13 protein-coding genes are annotated in these 15,260 nt (G+C 60.9%); 9 read left to right on the top strand and 4 right to left on the bottom strand.

Annotation, left to right across the window (positions count from 1 at the left end; all coding sequences use genetic code 11):
• Nucleotides 1-98: 98 nt before the first annotated feature.
• Nucleotides 99-845, bottom strand: a complete 747-nt coding sequence (locus ACRESJ_RS26360) for an NRDE family protein (RefSeq protein WP_431760484.1) — start codon at nt 843-845, stop codon at nt 99-101.
• Nucleotides 846-977: 132 nt separating this feature from the next.
• Between ACRESJ_RS26360 and ACRESJ_RS26355 the strand changes: the two genes are divergently transcribed.
• The 3 genes from ACRESJ_RS26355 to ACRESJ_RS26345 all read left to right on the top strand — a co-directional run bounded on the left by ACRESJ_RS26355 (nt 978) and on the right by ACRESJ_RS26345 (nt 3,690).
• Nucleotides 978-1,760, top strand: coding sequence for a sulfite exporter TauE/SafE family protein (locus ACRESJ_RS26355; RefSeq protein WP_431760483.1), 783 nt, complete (start codon nt 978-980; stop codon nt 1,758-1,760).
• A gap of 97 nt (nt 1,761-1,857) precedes the next feature.
• On the top strand, nt 1,858-2,670 hold the full coding sequence (gene lgt / locus ACRESJ_RS26350) for a prolipoprotein diacylglyceryl transferase (protein ID WP_431760482.1): 813 nt from the start codon (nt 1,858-1,860) through the stop codon (nt 2,668-2,670).
• 48 nt (nt 2,671-2,718) lie between these two features.
• Nucleotides 2,719-3,690 carry a thymidylate synthase gene (locus tag ACRESJ_RS26345; RefSeq protein ID WP_034147592.1) on the top strand — a complete coding sequence of 324 codons (972 nt, stop codon included), beginning with the start codon at nt 2,719-2,721 and terminating at the stop codon, nt 3,688-3,690.
• A gap of 127 nt (nt 3,691-3,817) precedes the next feature.
• Here ACRESJ_RS26345 and cadR read toward each other — a convergent pair whose 3' ends face one another.
• The gene (gene cadR / locus ACRESJ_RS26340; RefSeq protein WP_431760481.1) at nt 3,818-4,267 is read right to left on the bottom strand and encodes a Cd(II)/Pb(II)-responsive transcriptional regulator; all 450 of its coding nucleotides are present in this window, start codon (nt 4,265-4,267) and stop codon (nt 3,818-3,820) included.
• Nucleotides 4,268-4,351: 84 nt separating this feature from the next.
• Between cadR and ACRESJ_RS26335 the strand changes: the two genes are divergently transcribed.
• From ACRESJ_RS26335 to ACRESJ_RS26310, 6 genes are all read left to right on the top strand, one after another.
• On the top strand, nt 4,352-6,607 hold the full coding sequence (locus ACRESJ_RS26335) for a heavy metal translocating P-type ATPase (protein ID WP_431760480.1): 2,256 nt from the start codon (nt 4,352-4,354) through the stop codon (nt 6,605-6,607).
• 16 nt (nt 6,608-6,623) lie between these two features.
• Nucleotides 6,624-7,487, top strand: coding sequence for a LysR family transcriptional regulator (locus ACRESJ_RS26330; RefSeq protein ID WP_431760479.1), 864 nt, complete (start codon nt 6,624-6,626; stop codon nt 7,485-7,487).
• A gap of 248 nt (nt 7,488-7,735) precedes the next feature.
• Entirely contained in the window at nt 7,736-8,803 is a 1,068-nt protein-coding gene (locus ACRESJ_RS26325; protein ID WP_431760478.1) for a putative 2-aminoethylphosphonate ABC transporter ATP-binding protein, read from the top strand.
• Nucleotides 8,803-10,527, top strand: coding sequence for a putative 2-aminoethylphosphonate ABC transporter permease subunit (locus ACRESJ_RS26320; protein ID WP_431760477.1), 1,725 nt, complete (start codon nt 8,803-8,805; stop codon nt 10,525-10,527). Before ACRESJ_RS26325 ends, ACRESJ_RS26320 begins: the two co-directional genes overlap by 1 nt.
• Before the next feature lie 39 nt (nt 10,528-10,566).
• Nucleotides 10,567-11,592 carry a putative 2-aminoethylphosphonate ABC transporter substrate-binding protein gene (locus ACRESJ_RS26315; protein ID WP_431760476.1) on the top strand — a complete coding sequence of 342 codons (1,026 nt, stop codon included), beginning with the start codon at nt 10,567-10,569 and terminating at the stop codon, nt 11,590-11,592.
• Nucleotides 11,593-11,770: 178 nt separating this feature from the next.
• Nucleotides 11,771-12,328, top strand: a complete 558-nt coding sequence (locus tag ACRESJ_RS26310) for a phosphonate degradation HD-domain oxygenase (RefSeq protein WP_431760475.1) — start codon at nt 11,771-11,773, stop codon at nt 12,326-12,328.
• Nucleotides 12,329-12,457: 129 nt separating this feature from the next.
• Here the strand turns inward: ACRESJ_RS26310 and ACRESJ_RS26305 are convergent, their stop codons facing one another.
• Together ACRESJ_RS26305 and ACRESJ_RS26300 are read right to left on the bottom strand one after the other, a co-directional pair.
• Nucleotides 12,458-13,834: a GTPase/DUF3482 domain-containing protein gene (locus ACRESJ_RS26305; RefSeq protein ID WP_431760474.1), complete on the bottom strand. Its 1,377-nt coding sequence runs from the start codon at nt 13,832-13,834 to the stop codon at nt 12,458-12,460.
• Nucleotides 13,827-15,197 (bottom strand): DUF2868 domain-containing protein, encoded by a 1,371-nt coding sequence (locus ACRESJ_RS26300; protein ID WP_431760473.1) that lies wholly within the window; start codon nt 15,195-15,197, stop codon nt 13,827-13,829. Before ACRESJ_RS26300 ends, ACRESJ_RS26305 begins: the two co-directional genes overlap by 8 nt.
• Nucleotides 15,198-15,260 lie beyond the last annotated feature (63 nt).

Here is a 15,260-nt window from a genome sequence, read left to right as displayed (position 1 = left end):
CCCACAGGTTCTCGAGTGAAACACAGATGGTGTGAACACCAGAGAGCCCTGTGGGAGCGGGCTTGCCCGCGAAGGCGTCAGCCCAGGCGACACAAAAACTAAAGCCTGATCTCAACCTCCCCAAGATGCCCGCCATACGGCCCGAAACTCCTTTCGACCAGATGCCGCGCCCCATCCGCCTGCACAATCAACGCCGTACTCGCCCGAGTCCCGTAACTCTGACTGGCAATAAACACACTCGACAACAGCGTCTCGGTGGCCTGCCCCACACCTGTATCCGGCAGCTCGGCAAACGGCGCTTGCTGCGCATCGCCAAGCAAGGCCAGCAACGCCTGAGGCTGTGGGTCATCCAGTACCTCGCTCAATGCTGCCCTGGCCTTGAGCAATTTCGGCCATGGCGTATCCAGCCCGGCGTTGGATAGCCCGTAGACGCCCGGCGCCAGCATGACCGCTTCCGATTCCCGTGCGTTGAAGTGCCAGAGTTCATTGGCATTGCCAACCAGCAGGTTAAAACCGCCATATTCCTGCGAACGTGCGACAACTTCGCTCAAGTAGTCGTCAATTGGCAGCTCTGCGGTGAGAAAGCGAGCCACCAGTTCGCCTCGGGACTTGAGCCCGGTAGGTCGCTGAGGATCGCGAATATTGGTCAAGGCGGCGAAGCGCCCCTTGGCACCGACACCAAGCCACGTACCCCCGGCCTCCAGATCGCGCCCGGCGTAAACATGGGGCGTTTCAGGCCACTGCGCCAATGGCAGGCTGGGGCGCGCGTAAAATTCGTCGCGGTTGGCCGCCACGATCAGCGGTTGGGCATGGCCCGGCCGCCAGGCAAAAACAATCAGGCACATAAGGTGATCCTTGTGTGTTTTTTGCCCACTCTACGCAGTCAACGTGCGGGTATCCATCGCCATCCAGTGGAGCCGAACGCCATGCATCCGTTACCATGCCGCTCCGGATTTGGGGTTGGGTGGGGAAGCACCATGGAATTTCTGCTCTATCTGGCGCTCGGCGCCTGTGCCGGGGTGCTGGCGGGGCTGTTTGGGGTGGGCGGCGGAATCATCATCGTTCCGGTGCTGGTGTTCAGTTTTACCCTGCAGGGTTTCGATGCGTCGATCCTGACCCACTTGGCAGTCGGTACGTCACTGGCGACCATCATCTTTACCTCGGTCAACGCGGTGCGCGAGCATCACCGCCGTGGTGCCGTACGCTGGCCAATCTTCATGTGGATGACCGTTGGCATCCTGATCGGTGCCGGTTTCGGCGCCCTGACCGCTGAAGCGATTTCGGGACCGAACCTGCAGAAAATCATCGGTGTGTTCGCCCTGGTGATCGCTGCGCAGTTGGCACTGGACGTCAAACCCAAGGCCAGCCGAACCGTGCCGGGTAAAGTCGGTCTGACCGTGGCCGGCAGTGTCATCGGATGGGCTTCGGCGATTTTCGGCATTGGTGGCGGTTCGCTGACCGTGCCGTTCCTGACCTGGCGTAGCGTACCGATGCAGCAAGCCGTTGCGACATCGTCGGCCTGCGGCCTGCCGATCGCTTTGGCAAGTGCATTAAGTTTCATGATTTTGGGCTGGCACGATCCATTACTGCCGGCCCATAGTCTCGGTTTCATTTATTTACCGGCGTTGCTGGGCATTGCCTTGACCAGCATGGTCTTCGCTCGTTTCGGTGCGCGGCTGGCCCACAAGCTGTCGCCGAAGTTGCTCAAAAGGCTGTTTGCCGCTTTGCTGTTCTGCGTTGGCCTGAACTTTCTAGTCTGAAGCATCTATTCTGACGCGCAGCGCAATCCTGGCTTAATCCTGAGGTGGCAGCGTCGCCCGGGAATTTTTTAGATTTGAACTCTAACGAGGAGTCGCAATGCTGCCTTACCCGCAGATCGACCCGGTGGCCCTGGCCATCGGTCCGCTGAAAATCCACTGGTACGGTCTGATGTACCTGATCGGTATCGGCGGCGCCTGGCTGCTGGCGTCCCGCCGCTTGAACCGCTTCGACCCGACCTGGACCAAGGAGAAACTCTCCGACATGGTGTTCTGGATGTCGATGGGGGTCATCGTCGGCGGTCGCCTGGGTTATGTGCTGTTCTACGATCTGAGCGCCTACCTGGCCAACCCGACGCTGATTTTCGAAGTGTGGAAGGGGGGTATGTCGTTCCACGGCGGCTTCATCGGGGTGATGCTGGCGGCGTTGTGGTTCGGCAAGAAGAACAACAAGTCGTTCTTCCAGCTGATGGACTTTGTAGCGCCAATGGTGCCGATTGGCCTGGGTGCCGGGCGTATCGGCAACTTCATCAACGCCGAGTTGTGGGGCAAGGCGACCGACGTGCCATGGGCAATGATCTTCCCTCCGTTTAGCGACCCGGCGCAGTTGCCACGCCATCCGTCGCAGCTTTACCAATTTGCGCTGGAAGGCGTGGCGCTGTTCCTGATCCTGTGGCTGTTCTCGCGCAAGCCGCGGCCAACCATGGCGGTTTCGGGGATGTTCGCGCTGTTTTACGGGATTTTCCGCTTCATTGTGGAATTCGTCCGCGTACCGGATGCGCAACTGGGCTACCTGGCCTGGAACTGGCTGACCATGGGCCAGGTGTTGTGCGTGCCGATGATTCTCGGCGGTCTGTTGTTGATCTGGCTGGCGTATCACCGCGCCCCGGCGACTCCAGCGGCAGCGGTTTAAATTCGAATGCCGGGGCTTCGGCCCCGGGTTCAAGGACACAGGTAACTCATGAAGCAATATCTCGAACTGGTCGCCCACGTCATCAAGAACGGCACCAAGCAGGCCAACCGCACTGGCGTGAACACCATCAGCTTTCCCGGCGCGATGCTGCGTTATGACCTGCAGGAAGGTTTTCCGGCGATCACTACACGCAAAATGGCCTTCAAGTCGGCCATCGGCGAGATGTGCGGTTTTCTGCGTGGCGTGAACAACGCCGCCGAATTTCGCGCCCTGGGCTGCAAGGTCTGGGACCAGAATGCCAACGAAAATGCCCAGTGGCTGGCCAACCCTTTCCGTCAGGGTGAAGACGATCTCGGCGAAATCTATGGCGTGCAATGGCGCAAATGGCCGGCGTACAAGCAGATCCCGGTCAGCAATCCAGCCGCCATCGAGCAAACCCTGAAGCAAGGCTACCGCCAGATCGCTGAAGGCGAAGAAGACGGCCAGGCCTATGTGGTGTTGTACAAGGCCATCGATCAGGTTCGCCAATGCGTCGATACCATCATCAAGGACCCGGGCAGCCGCCGCATCCTGTTCCACGGCTGGAACGTCGCGCAACTGGATGAAATGGCCTTGCCGCCGTGCCATTTGCTGTACCAGTTCCACCCGAATGTCGAGACCAAAGAGATTTCTTTGACCCTCTACATCCGCTCCAACGACCTGGGCCTCGGCACGCCATTCAACCTCACCGAAGGTGCTGCGCTGCTGAGCCTGATCGGGCGCCTGACCGGCTACACGCCGCGTTGGTTCACCTATTTCATCGGCGATGCCCACGTCTACGAAAACCACCTGGACATGCTCAACGAACAGCTCAAACGCGAGCCGTTCCCGATGCCGAAACTGGTGATTTCCGACCGAGTGCCGGAGTTTGCCAAGACGGGTGTGTACCAGCCCGAATGGCTGGAACTGGTCGAGCCGAGCGACTTCTCGCTGGAAGGCTACGAGCACCATGCACCAATGACGGCGCCAATGGCGGTCTGACAATCTGCACGCAATACCCCTGTGGGAGCTAGCCTGCTAGCGATAGCGACGGCACATCCAACAATGATGTGACTGAAGAACCGCTATCGCTAGCAGGCTAGCTCCCACATTGGGTTCTGCGGTGGGTTCAATGGCCGTGGCTTCGGCCTACATGCGAATGCTCAACCTCCGTCGCAACAACCCCGCCACTTACCTCCAATCGCTGCAAAATCCCGCATTGATCCACCTCCGGCCCTTCGCCACAGCGTTGGCGCAGGTCGAGCAGTTGCGTCTGCAAGGCCAATAACCCATCAATCCGCGCTTTCACGTGATGAATGTGTTCGTCGATCAGTGCGTTGACGCTCTCGCACTGATCCTGCGGGCTGTCGCGAAACGCCAGCAGGCTGCGGATCTCTTCCAGGGTCATGTCGAGGGTGCGGCAGTTGCGAATGAAGGTCAGGCGCTCGGCGTGGGCCTGGGTGTAGACGCGGTAGTTGCCATCGCTCCGGGCCGGTTCCGGCAGCAGGCTTTCGCGCTCGTAGTAACGGATGGTTTCCACGGCGCAATCAGTGAGTTTGGCCAGTTCGCCAATCTTCATGACGACAATCTCCCAAAGGGTGCTTGACCCTATAGTCGCTACAGGGTCTTTACTTGGCAACAGGCACCTTCATGGACGCGACCAATGAGCGATTCACAGCACACCCACAAGCCCGGCGACGGGCACGATCACAGTCACAAATTGCAGCCTGTGCATAAACATACCCACGGCGGTGATGCCTGCTGCTCGTCAAAAGTTGCAGCGCCCGCACTGATTAAGTTGAGCGAAGCGCCAAGTGCCGATGCGCGACTAAGCAGTTTCCGTATTGAAGCCATGGATTGCCCGACCGAGCAAACGCTGATTCAGAACAAGTTAGGAAAACTGACAGGCGTACAGCAGCTGGAGTTCAATTTGATTACCCGGGTTTTGGGCGTCACCCATAACCTGGTCAGCACCGCACCGATCATCAGCGCCATCGAGTCCCTCGGCATGCAGGCCGAGCCGCTGGAGCAGGGCGTCGAAGCACCGGCGCCGGTACCTGAGAAGAAACCCTGGTGGCCATTGGCGCTGTCCGGTGTGGGCGCTTTGCTGGCCGAAGTCATCCACTTCACCAGCGCTGCGCCGAACTGGGTGGTGGCGGTCATTGCGCTGGTCTCGATCCTCAGTGGCGGCTTGGGCACCTATAAAAAGGGCTGGATTGCCCTGAAAAACCTGAACCTGAACATCAACGCGCTGATGAGCATCGCGGTGACGGGCGCGATCCTGATTGGCCAGTGGCCTGAAGCGGCCATGGTGATGTTCCTGTTTACCGTGGCGGAGTTGATTGAGGCTCGCTCGTTGGACCGCGCACGCAATGCCATCAGTGGCCTGATGCAAATGACCCCTGAACAGGCCACGGTGTTGCAGGTTGATGGAAGTTGGCTTGAACAGGACGTGAAAAGCGTCGATCTCGGCGCCCGTGTGCGGGTTAGGCCGGGAGAGCGCATCGCGCTGGATGGCGACGTGCTCAGCGGCAACTCGACTATCGATCAGGCACCGATCACCGGTGAAAGCCTGCCCGTGGAGAAGGCCGTTGGTGACAAGGTGTTCGCTGGGACCATCAATCAGGCCGGTTCGCTTGAATACGCGGTAACCGCTGCGGCGAACAACTCGACACTGGCGCGGATCATCCACGCCGTGGAACAGGCCCAGGGCGCGAGGGCGCCGACCCAACGCTTCGTCGACCAATTCTCGAAAATCTACACGCCGGCGGTGTTCGTATTTGCCTTGGGCGTAGCGGTGATTGCTCCGTTGTTCATGGGTGGAGCGTGGTTTGACTGGATCTACCGCGCACTGGTGCTGCTGGTGGTTGCCTGCCCTTGCGCACTGGTGATTTCGACTCCGGTGACCATCGTCAGCGGCCTCGCCGCGGCAGCGCGCAAAGGCATTCTGATCAAGGGCGGCGTGTATCTGGAGGGCGGTCACAAGCTCAACTATCTGGCGTTGGACAAGACCGGCACGATCACCCACGGCAAACCGGTGCAGACCGATTATCTGTCCCTCGACCCGACCGCCGATGCCACGGCTCCGGCGATAGCGGCGGCGCTGGCCGGGCGTTCCGATCACCCGGTCTCGCTGGCTATTGCCAATGCGGCTGTGGATAAGCAACTTGCGGCGCTGACTGTGGATAACTTCGAAGCGCTGGGCGGCCGAGGTGTACGCGGTGACATCAACGGCCAGACCTACCACTTGGGCAACCATCGTCTGGTTGAAGAGTTGGGCCTGTGCTCGCCGGCACTGGAAGAAAAGCTGTTCGCACTGGAGAAACAGGGCAAATCCGTGGTGCTGCTGCTCGACCAATCCGGCCCGCTGGCGCTGTTCGCCGTGGCTGATACGGTCAAGGAATCCAGCCGCGAAGCGATTGGCCAGTTGCATGAGCTCGGGGTGAAAACCCTGATGCTCACCGGTGACAACGTCCACACGGCGCAGGCGATTGCTGCGCAAGTCGGCATCGATCAGGCCCGGGGCGATTTGCTGCCGACCGACAAACTGCAAGCCATCGAAGAGCTGTATGCGCAGGGCCACCGTGTCGGCATGGTCGGTGACGGTATCAACGACGCACCGGCGCTGGCCCGTTCGGAGATCGGTTTCGCCATGGCCGCCGCCGGTACCGATACAGCCATCGAAACCGCCGATGTCGCCCTGATGGGCGACGATCTGCGCAAAATCCCGACATTCATTCGGCTGTCGCGACAAACATCCAGCATCCTCAAACAGAACATCGCGCTGGCATTGGTCATCAAGGCGATCTTTCTTGGGGTAACCTTCGCCGGGCTCGCTACCATGTGGATGGCGGTGTTCGCCGACATGGGCGTGAGCCTGTTGGTGGTGTTCAACGGTTTGCGCCTGCTGCGCAAATGAAGGATGAGGGACGGTTGTGCTGAGTGCCGAGCTGAAGGCGTTTTACATGGTTGCCCGCCTGGGCAGCATTACCCTGGCTGCCAAGAAGCTCGGCTTGAGCCAACCTACGGTGACGACGCAGGTTCGCAATCTGGAAAGCCAGTACTCGGTGGAATTGTTCTACCGTGGCGGTCGCCGTCTCAGTGTCAGCGATGAGGGGGCTCGGCTGTTGCCAATGGTCAAGGCGCTGTTGCAACAGGAAGCCGACATCGAGTTTTTCCTGCGCAACAGCGGTCAGTTCCAGGGCACGTTACGCATTGCCGCCACGGCGCCCTATTACATCCTCGATCTGGTAAAGACCTTTCGCGAGCGTTTGCCGCAGGTCGAAGTGTCGGTGGAAATCGGCAACTCCCAGCAGGTGCTCGAAGCGCTGGAAGAATACCGGGTCGATGTCGCGGCTTCCTCACAGTTACTGGAGGATGCGCGGTTGATACGCCGGGTGCTCGGCAGTGATCCGCTGGTGTTGGCCGTACATCGCAATCATCCGCTAGCAGTCCACGACCATGTGCCCCTAAGCGCACTGGCCGGGCATACGTTATTGATGCGCGAGACGGGCTCGACCACCCGGCGCATGACCGAAGAGTTGTTGGCTGGCGCCGGGGTGAGTCTGGGGCCGTTGCTGGAGATCGGCAGCCGCGAGTCGATCCGGGAGGCGGTGCTGCGCAATATCGGCATCAGCCTCATCGCCCGCCAGGAAGTGCCCCATGATCCGCAGCTGCGGGTGCTGACCATCGAGAATGCGCCGTTGCTGCCGGAATACCTGTACTGCCTCAAAGAGCGGAAAAACGCGCGGTTGCCGGCGGCGTTTCTTGGGTTGGCGCAGGAAATGTCCCCGGCCTAGAAGATCAAAAGATCGCAGCCTTGATCGTTCCCACGCTCTGCGTGGGAATGCAGCCCGGGACGCTCTGCGTCCCAAAGGCCGAACGCGGAGCGTCCGAGGAGGCGTTCCCACGCGGAGCGTGGGAACGATCAGTGGTCGAGGCCAACCAAAATCCTTGAATGCCACTATCGGCCGTTTTTGCCTCACTGCCATATGACGGACGCATTACAACTCTAGGATGGCCTGCATCTGTTAGATGAGGTCCGTCCATGAACAACTCGAACCTGACCAACCCCGGCGCACCAATGAAAGTGCGCGGCGTGCAAAAGCGCTTTGGTGCCTTTACCGCCCTGGATAATGTCTCCCTGGACGTGGCGGCCGGTGAGCTGGTGTGTCTGCTTGGGCCATCGGGTTGCGGCAAAACCACCTTGCTGCGCTGCATTGCCGGTCTGGAAAAACAGGACAGCGGCGAGTTGTACCTGGGCGATCGCAACGTTTCCCACCTGGCGCCCCAGGCCCGGGACTACGGCATTCTGTTTCAGTCCTACGCGTTGTTTCCCAATCTCACCGTCGAAGCGAACATCGCCTACGGTCTGGCCGGCAGTGGGCGCGATCAGGTGCGCCAGCGTGTCGGGCAGATGCTGGAGCTGGTGGGCCTGAGCGGCAGTGAGAAAAAGTATCCCGGCCAATTGTCTGGTGGCCAGCAGCAGCGGGTGGCATTGGCTCGGGCGCTGGCTCCAGCGCCATCGCTGTTGCTGCTGGATGAACCGATGTCGGCCCTTGATGCCCGCGTCCGCGAGCATCTGTGCACCGAACTGCGCCAACTGCAACGCAGCCTCGGCATCACCACCCTGATGGTGACCCACAACCAGGACGAGGCCATGTTGATGGCCGACCGCATTGCCGTGATGAACAACGGCAAGGTCGAGCAGTACGCCACGCCGCAGGAAATCTACAACCGCCCGGCGACGCCATTCGTGGCGGAGTTCGTCGGCCAGGGTAACTGGCTGCCCTTCAGTCGTAACAGCGACAGCCATGCCCAGGTCGGCGGGATGAGCCTGCGCTTGGCCGATGGCAGCGCAAAGAATGCCTCGGGCCGTCTGTTCTGCCGCCCCGAAGCGATCAACGTCAATCCGGTGGTACACGAAGAAAACCTGTTCCCGGCCAAGGTTCGTGAGATCACCTTCCTCGGCAACCGTTGCCGCATGAGCTTCGAACTTGACCATCTGCCGGGCCACGCCCTGCTTGCCGAACTGGCACCGGAAGCCATGCCGCGTCTGGGCGCGCAGCAGATTATGGTCGCCTTGCCACCGCGTAGCCTTCAGGTGTTCGCCTGATGAGCGCGAACATCGCACTGCCGATACCGCATAAGCAGGTTCGGCAGGTTTCCCGTGCCGAGATCGGCGACCGGATCTTCGTGGTCGGCGGCAAAGTCCTCTTGCTGGTATTACTCGGCGTTGCCGTGTTGATGCCATTGTTGGCGATCTTCTGGCGCGGTTTCAGCTCTGAAGCCGGACAGGGGGGAGGCTGGTTGGCGGCGCGGGAACTGGTGACCAGCGCGAATTTTCACTGGTTGCTGGGCAACAGCCTGAAGGTTTCCCTCAGCGTCGCGGCCATCGTCGTACCGTTGGCCTACCTGTTTGCCTACGCACTGCAACGCACATTGATTCCCGGCAAAGGCATCTGGCGCGGCATCTCGCTGCTGCCCTTGATGGCACCGTCCATGCTGCCTGGGATCGCGCTGGTTTATCTGTTCGGCAACCAAGGCATGCTGCGCGGTTTGCTCTCGGACAACATCTACGGTTTCTGGGGCATTGTTCTGGGTGAGGTGATCTACACCTTCCCACACGCCTTGATGATTCTGCTGTCGGCGTTGTCCCTGGCGGATGCGCGATTGTTCGATGCTGCTTCCAGCATGGGCGCCAGTCCTGCAAAAGCTTTCCGCAGCATCACCTGGCCTGCGACGCGTCAGGCTGTGTTTGCTGCGTTCTGCCTCGTCTTCACTCTGACCATTACTGACTTCGGTGTGCCCGTGGTGGTCGGCGGCGACTATCAAGTGCTGGCGCTGGAAGCCTACAAGGCGGTGGTCGGCCAGCAACAGTTCGGTCGCGGCGCGTTGATCGGCATGGTGTTGTTGCTGCCGGCGCTGTTCAGCTTCGGGGTCGATGCCTGGTTGCGTCGGCGCCATGGCGACTCCATGAGCGGTCGCGCCCAGGTGTTCAAGCCTGCACCATCGAAGCTGCGCGACGGATGCTACCTGGCCATCGTGCTGCTGATCTGCGCGACGTTGCTGCTGGTGTTCGGCATGGCGGTGTTTTCTTCCCTGGTTAAGTTCTGGCCGTACAACCTGTCGCTGTCGCTCAACCATTACCAGTTCAACGACACCGCGGGTGGTGGCTGGCTGGCCTACGGCAACAGCGTGAAGATGGCGTTGTGCTCGGCGTTGATCGGCAGTGTGCTGATTTTCACCGGCGCCTACCTGATGGAAAAAACCAAGGGCCAGCGCGGCCTCAATCTGACACTGCGCATGCTCAGTTTCGTACCGATGGCGGTACCGGGATTGGTGCTGGGTCTGGGTTATGTCTTCTTCTTCAACCTCACCGGCAATCCGCTGCACGTACTCTACGGGACCATGACCCTGCTGGTGGTTTGCACCATTGCGCATTATTTGACCACCGCGCAAATGACCGCCACCACGGCCCTGCGTCAGCTCGATGCCGAGTTCGAAGCCGCCGCGCTGTCGCTCAAGGCGCCGCTGTATCGGCACTACCTGCGCGTCACCGTGCCGATCTGCCTGCCGGCGCTGCTGGACATCGTGCGCTACCTGTTCGTCTCGGCCATGACCACCGTCTCGGCGGCGATCTTCCTCTACAGCCCCGACACCATCCTCGCGGCGGTGGCGGTGCTGAACATGGATGACGCCGGCAACGTCGGCGGCGCGGCGGCGATGTCGACCCTGATTCTGTTCACCTCGGCGGGCGTGTCCCTGCTGCTGGCCTGGGCTTCGCGGGGCTTGCTGCGCCGCTCCCAAGCCTGGCGGCAGACCGCGCCCGGTCTTTGAATCTGCATAACCCTTCAACTCAAAAAACAGGAAAAGATCATGTTCAAGCCTATGGCCCTGGCCGCTGCTGTCCTCACCGCTTTCAGCCTGAACGCCTTTGCGGCGAAAACCGAGTTGACGGTGTACACCGCCCTCGAAGCCGAGCAACTGAAGACGTACAAGGAAGCATTCGAAAAAGCCAACCCGGACGTCGAGATCAAATGGGTGCGCGACTCCACCGGCATCATCACCGCCAAGCTGCTGGCTGAAAAAGCCCGTCCGCAGGCTGATGCGGTCTGGGGCCTGGCGGCTTCGAGCCTGGCGATCCTCGACCAGCAAGGCATGCTGCAAAGCTACGCACCTGCGGATCTGGGCAAGATCGGCGGCAACTACCGCGATGCCGCCAACCCGCCAGCCTGGGTCGGCATGGACGTCTGGGCCGCGACCATTTGCTTCAACACCGTCGAAGCCGAAAAGCAGGGCCTGACCAAACCCGTGAGCTGGCAAGACCTGACCAAGCCTGAATACAAAGGCAAGATCGTCATGCCGAACCCGGCGTCGTCCGGCACCGGTTTCCTCGATGTCAGCGCCTGGTTGCAGACCTTCGGCGAGAAACAGGGCTGGGCGTACATGGACGGCCTGCACCAGAACATCGGCCAGTACGTTCACTCGGGTTCCAAGCCTTGCAAACTGGCGGCTTCCGGTGAATTCCCGATCGGTATTTCCTTCGAATACCCGGCTGTGCAACTCAAGCGTCAGGGCGCACCGCTGGACATCATCCTGCCGAAGGAAGGTTTGGGCTGGGAGATCGAAGCGACTGCCGTGATCAAGGGCACGCCACATGAAGATGCAGCGAAGAAACTCGCTGATTTCTCGGCCAGCCCTGAGGCGATGGAGCTCTACAAGGAAAACTTCGCTGTGCTCGCGCAGCCAGGTATTGCCAAGCCACAGACCGAACTGCCGGCTGATTATGAGCAGCGTTTGATCAAGAACGACTTTGCCTGGGCCTCGAAGAATCGTGATGAGATCCTGACCGAGTGGCGCAAACGGTATGACGGTAAGTCTGAGAAAGTGGCGGCCAAGTAAGATTCTCGCAGTCTGACAGGGCCTCATCGCGGGCAAGTCGAATCGTCGCACCGCCGCTCCCACAGAGATCGTGAGTGTTCACACAATCTGTGATCCACCCGAAAACCTGTGGGAGCGGGCTTGCCCGCGAAGACGGTCTACCATTCAGCACACATCTAACGTCATCAAGAGAATTCTGATGAACCCCAACGAACAAGCAGTCGCCAAGGTATTCGCCCTGTACGAACGCTTCGGCGGCAGCGATTACATCGGCGAGCCTGTGTCGCAGATCGAGCATATGTCCCAGGCCGCGCAATGCGCGATGGCGGAAGGCTTCGATGATGAAGTGGTGCTCGCGGCGTTCTTCCACGACATCGGCCACATCTGCGCCGAGGGTGCCGAGAACATGGGCGGCTTTGGTGTGGTCAGCCATGAACGGCTGGGCGCCGATTATCTGCGCGGTATTGGCTTCAGCGAACGCATGGCGCGGTTGGTTGAGTGCCACGTTCAAGCCAAGCGCTACCTGACGCTCAAGGAGCCGGGATATTACGAGCGCCTGAGTGAGGCCAGTCGCCGGACCCTGGAATATCAGGGCGGGATGATGACCGAGCAAGAGGCCCAGGCTTTCGAGCAAGACCCGTTGTGTGCCGTGAGTTTGCGCATGCGCCAGTGGGATGAACTGGCCAAGGAGATGCATGTGCCGGTGATTGATTTGGCGGTGTTGAAGGACAAGGCGTTGCGACTGTTGACTGCGTAATGCATCGGGACCGAGTCGCCTCCATCGCGAGCAGGCTCGCTCCCACATTGGATCTGTGATCGACGCAAATCCCCTGTGGGAGCGAGCCTGCTCGCGATGAGGCCGGTGGCCTCAACTCAATTGCCAGAGTTAAAGCTGCCCGGCCAGAGCTTCAATCTGCTCCTGCCGCTCCGCCTGATTCAACTTCGGATGCGGATTAAGCGAAGACCACTGCGGATACGCCCGCGCCTTGTTCAGCGCTTCGGGCAACTTGCCTTCACGCCACGTCTTGTCCGTGGGCGTGGCCACCTGAATGCTATCTATCGCCGCATGACCACGGGCGTTCAGCGCTTGCAGCAATTGCCGCTGACGCAGCGCCAACAGCCGCAGCACGTTGTCATCGACGGTCAACTCACGCTGGCCCTTGAGTTTGCCCAGCAAGCGACTGCCATAACTTCGAGCGGTTTGCAGTGCGCCACCTGCGATGGCACCGGCCAACGCCGCAGCGCCGAGGGTAATGCCGCCGACCAGCAAATCGACACCGGCCCCGGCAGCGGCGCCCGCGGCGATCCCGCCGCCAACCCGCACGCCCAGTTGCTTGAGGGTTTCCGGATTGAACAGGTCGTCGCCCCAACGACCGTCAAGCAATGGCAGATCGCTGGCGGCGGCGTCCTGAGGACGGAAGGCATACAGCTTGAGCAGCGCTTCGACACAGCGTTGTTCACGCTGGCGTACGGCTTTACGCAGTTCGCTGATGGCTTGCTGTTCCTGCTCGGCGTCGCTGACCACGCTGCGACGGCACGCAGCGCAATCGATCAAAAGTTCGGCAATCAACCGAGTAGCACTTTGTTCACGGGCCATGCGTTGGGCCTGCAGGTCGGCGATCAGGCGTTCCAATTGTGGTCGTGCGTTTTCCAACAGCAAAGCGAGGCTTTCATAGAGTCGGCGTTCGCCATCCTCCGGTGGCGCGACACTGTCGAAACGCACCAGGGCATGCAGGCCAAGACGAGCCAGCGCTTCACGCCACGCCGGTTCACGATGGTTGGCGCTGCTGACAAAATTCAGCACCGGCAGCAGCGGCTTGCCGCAACTGGCCAACACTTCCAGCTCATCGCGATACTTGGCGAGCACCGGCTCCCGAGCGTCGATCACATAGAGCCCAGCGTCGGATGCCAGCAATTGGCGTAGGACCTTGGCTTCCTGTTCGAAACGTTGCCGCGCTTCGCTGCCATCGAGAAAACGCGCCAGTCGAGCGGGGCCGTCCAGTCGTTCACCGGGACGCTCCAGGCGTTCGAGGTAATCGAGCAGGGCGATGGCGTCTTCAAGGCCTGGGGTGTCATAGAGATCGAGCAGCGGCTCGCCGTCCACCGACAGACGCGCGCCTTCGACATGCCGCGTAGTGCTGGGCCGATGGGACACTTCGCCGAAGCCGACGTCGCGGGTCAGGGTGCGCAGCAACGAAGTCTTGCCAACGTTGGTATGGCCGACCACGGCGAGTTTCAGCGGCGGCTTGCGGCTGTCAGTCATGACCCGTCTCCAACCAGTTCATCGGTGCACAATCGGCGAATGGCAGTTCGAGTTGTTGCAATGCCCCATGCCAGTCACCGAGGCGCTCGGCGTCCAGTGCTTCACCGGGCGGTGCTTGCAGCAACCACACGCGGGTGGCGCTGGCGCTGCGGGCGAGTTCTGCGATCAATGCCAGGCTACCGCGATCCGGCGAGCGCTGAGGGTCGCAGGCAATAGCGAGGCGTGCCGGGGGGAAGCGGCTCAGTTGTTCGAGGAGTTTGTGTCGCGATTCGCGGCTGTCGAGGATGCCGGCGTTGCTCACATTTTTCGGCAGTTGTGGCGGCCATGGGCGCTGGTCATCCAGCTCGATGGCCACCAGTAGCGCGCCTTCGCTGAGCTGTTCACTGACACCACTTTCGACGCGATGCAGTTGAGCCGGTGCGGCATCGCTGACGCCCAGGCGTTCACTGGTGGGCATCAACCGCTCGCGCAGTTGCGCGTACCCCGGCAGGTTCAGATCCAGCTGCAAGGCCGCTTTACCGGTTTTCCAGCGCCACAGACAAAACAGCGCCAGCAACAATCGCGGGACCACGCCGTAGACCAGCAGTACCCCCACCAGCCAGGCAGCCCAGGCTTGGCGGGCGCTTTCGATGTTCAATGCGCCATCGCCGCTGGCGCGGATCATCGCCTCGGTGGGCACGCTGAAGCCGAGCAAGGCCGGCAGCGCGCCGAGGGCTTGGGTCACGGCAATAAAGGTATCGGCGCCGAGGATCGTGGTTTCCCAGACGAAGCCATAACGTCGGGTGGCCATCAGGGTCAGCAGAATCACCAGCGCGCTGAGCATCGCCAGCAACCACAGGCTGTTGACCAATACGCCGATGGCCCAACGATTGAGTTTGCGACGTTGCAGCAGCAACAGCAGGGCGGGTGCCAGTTGCGCGGCTTTGGCATCGCGGGCGAATTTTTCGCTCAGCCACAACCACAAGCGCCCGAGGCTGGCACCGTGTTCGCCGGCAAACACCAGGCCCAAGGCCCAGCTCAGCAGCAAAATCAGATTAAGCCCGAGCAGACTGCCCAGCGCCCAGAACACATTCACTGGCTGCAAACCGTCGCCCATCGCGGCAAAGGCTAGCCCGGCGCCGCTGACCACCGCCAGCACCGCCAATACGATCAGCGCCAGCCGCGCACCTTGCAGCCAGTGCTTGAGGGCATCGCTCAACCCATCGCGCTCGGCCAGCCAAAGGGCGCGGCGTTGAATGCGTGTCGGCAGATCGCCGCCGGCGCTGCGGGCCAGTCGATTGGCTTCCAGATCCTCCAGAGGACCGGCGTGGTCTTCACGCAGGCGGATGGTTTCTGTCAGCCAGAGGTTATTCAGTTCAGTCACGCGGCATCCCGTCGCTTAATTGAGCTGTGAGCATAACCGCTGTGGCGCTTATCGGGGAAAGCG

It is taken from the genome of Pseudomonas sp. (genome assembly GCF_050739655.1).
Taxonomy (GTDB): Bacteria; Pseudomonadota; Gammaproteobacteria; order Pseudomonadales; family Pseudomonadaceae; genus Aquipseudomonas.
The sequence above is the reverse complement of the archived record's forward strand: the minus strand, read 5'-3'. Positions and strand labels throughout refer to the sequence as shown.

Bases quoted from the DNA above. Each gene is read 5' to 3' on its own strand.
- ACRESJ_RS26360 (WP_431760484.1), bottom strand. From the start codon at position 845: ATGTGCCTGATTGTTTTTGCCTGGCGGCCGGGCCATGCCCAACCGCTG.
- ACRESJ_RS26355 (WP_431760483.1), top strand. From the start codon at position 978: ATGGAATTTCTGCTCTATCTGGCGCTCGGCGCCTGTGCCGGGGTGCTG.
- lgt (WP_431760482.1), top strand. From the start codon at position 1,858: ATGCTGCCTTACCCGCAGATCGACCCGGTGGCCCTGGCCATCGGTCCG.
- ACRESJ_RS26345 (WP_034147592.1), top strand. From the start codon at position 2,719: ATGAAGCAATATCTCGAACTGGTCGCCCACGTCATCAAGAACGGCACC.
- cadR (WP_431760481.1), bottom strand. From the start codon at position 4,267: ATGAAGATTGGCGAACTGGCCAAACTCACTGATTGCGCCGTGGAAACC.
- ACRESJ_RS26335 (WP_431760480.1), top strand. From the start codon at position 4,352: ATGAGCGATTCACAGCACACCCACAAGCCCGGCGACGGGCACGATCAC.
- ACRESJ_RS26325 (WP_431760478.1), top strand. From the start codon at position 7,736: ATGAACAACTCGAACCTGACCAACCCCGGCGCACCAATGAAAGTGCGC.
- ACRESJ_RS26320 (WP_431760477.1), top strand. From the start codon at position 8,803: ATGAGCGCGAACATCGCACTGCCGATACCGCATAAGCAGGTTCGGCAG.
- ACRESJ_RS26315 (WP_431760476.1), top strand. From the start codon at position 10,567: ATGTTCAAGCCTATGGCCCTGGCCGCTGCTGTCCTCACCGCTTTCAGC.
- ACRESJ_RS26310 (WP_431760475.1), top strand. From the start codon at position 11,771: ATGAACCCCAACGAACAAGCAGTCGCCAAGGTATTCGCCCTGTACGAA.
- ACRESJ_RS26305 (WP_431760474.1), bottom strand. From the start codon at position 13,834: ATGACTGACAGCCGCAAGCCGCCGCTGAAACTCGCCGTGGTCGGCCAT.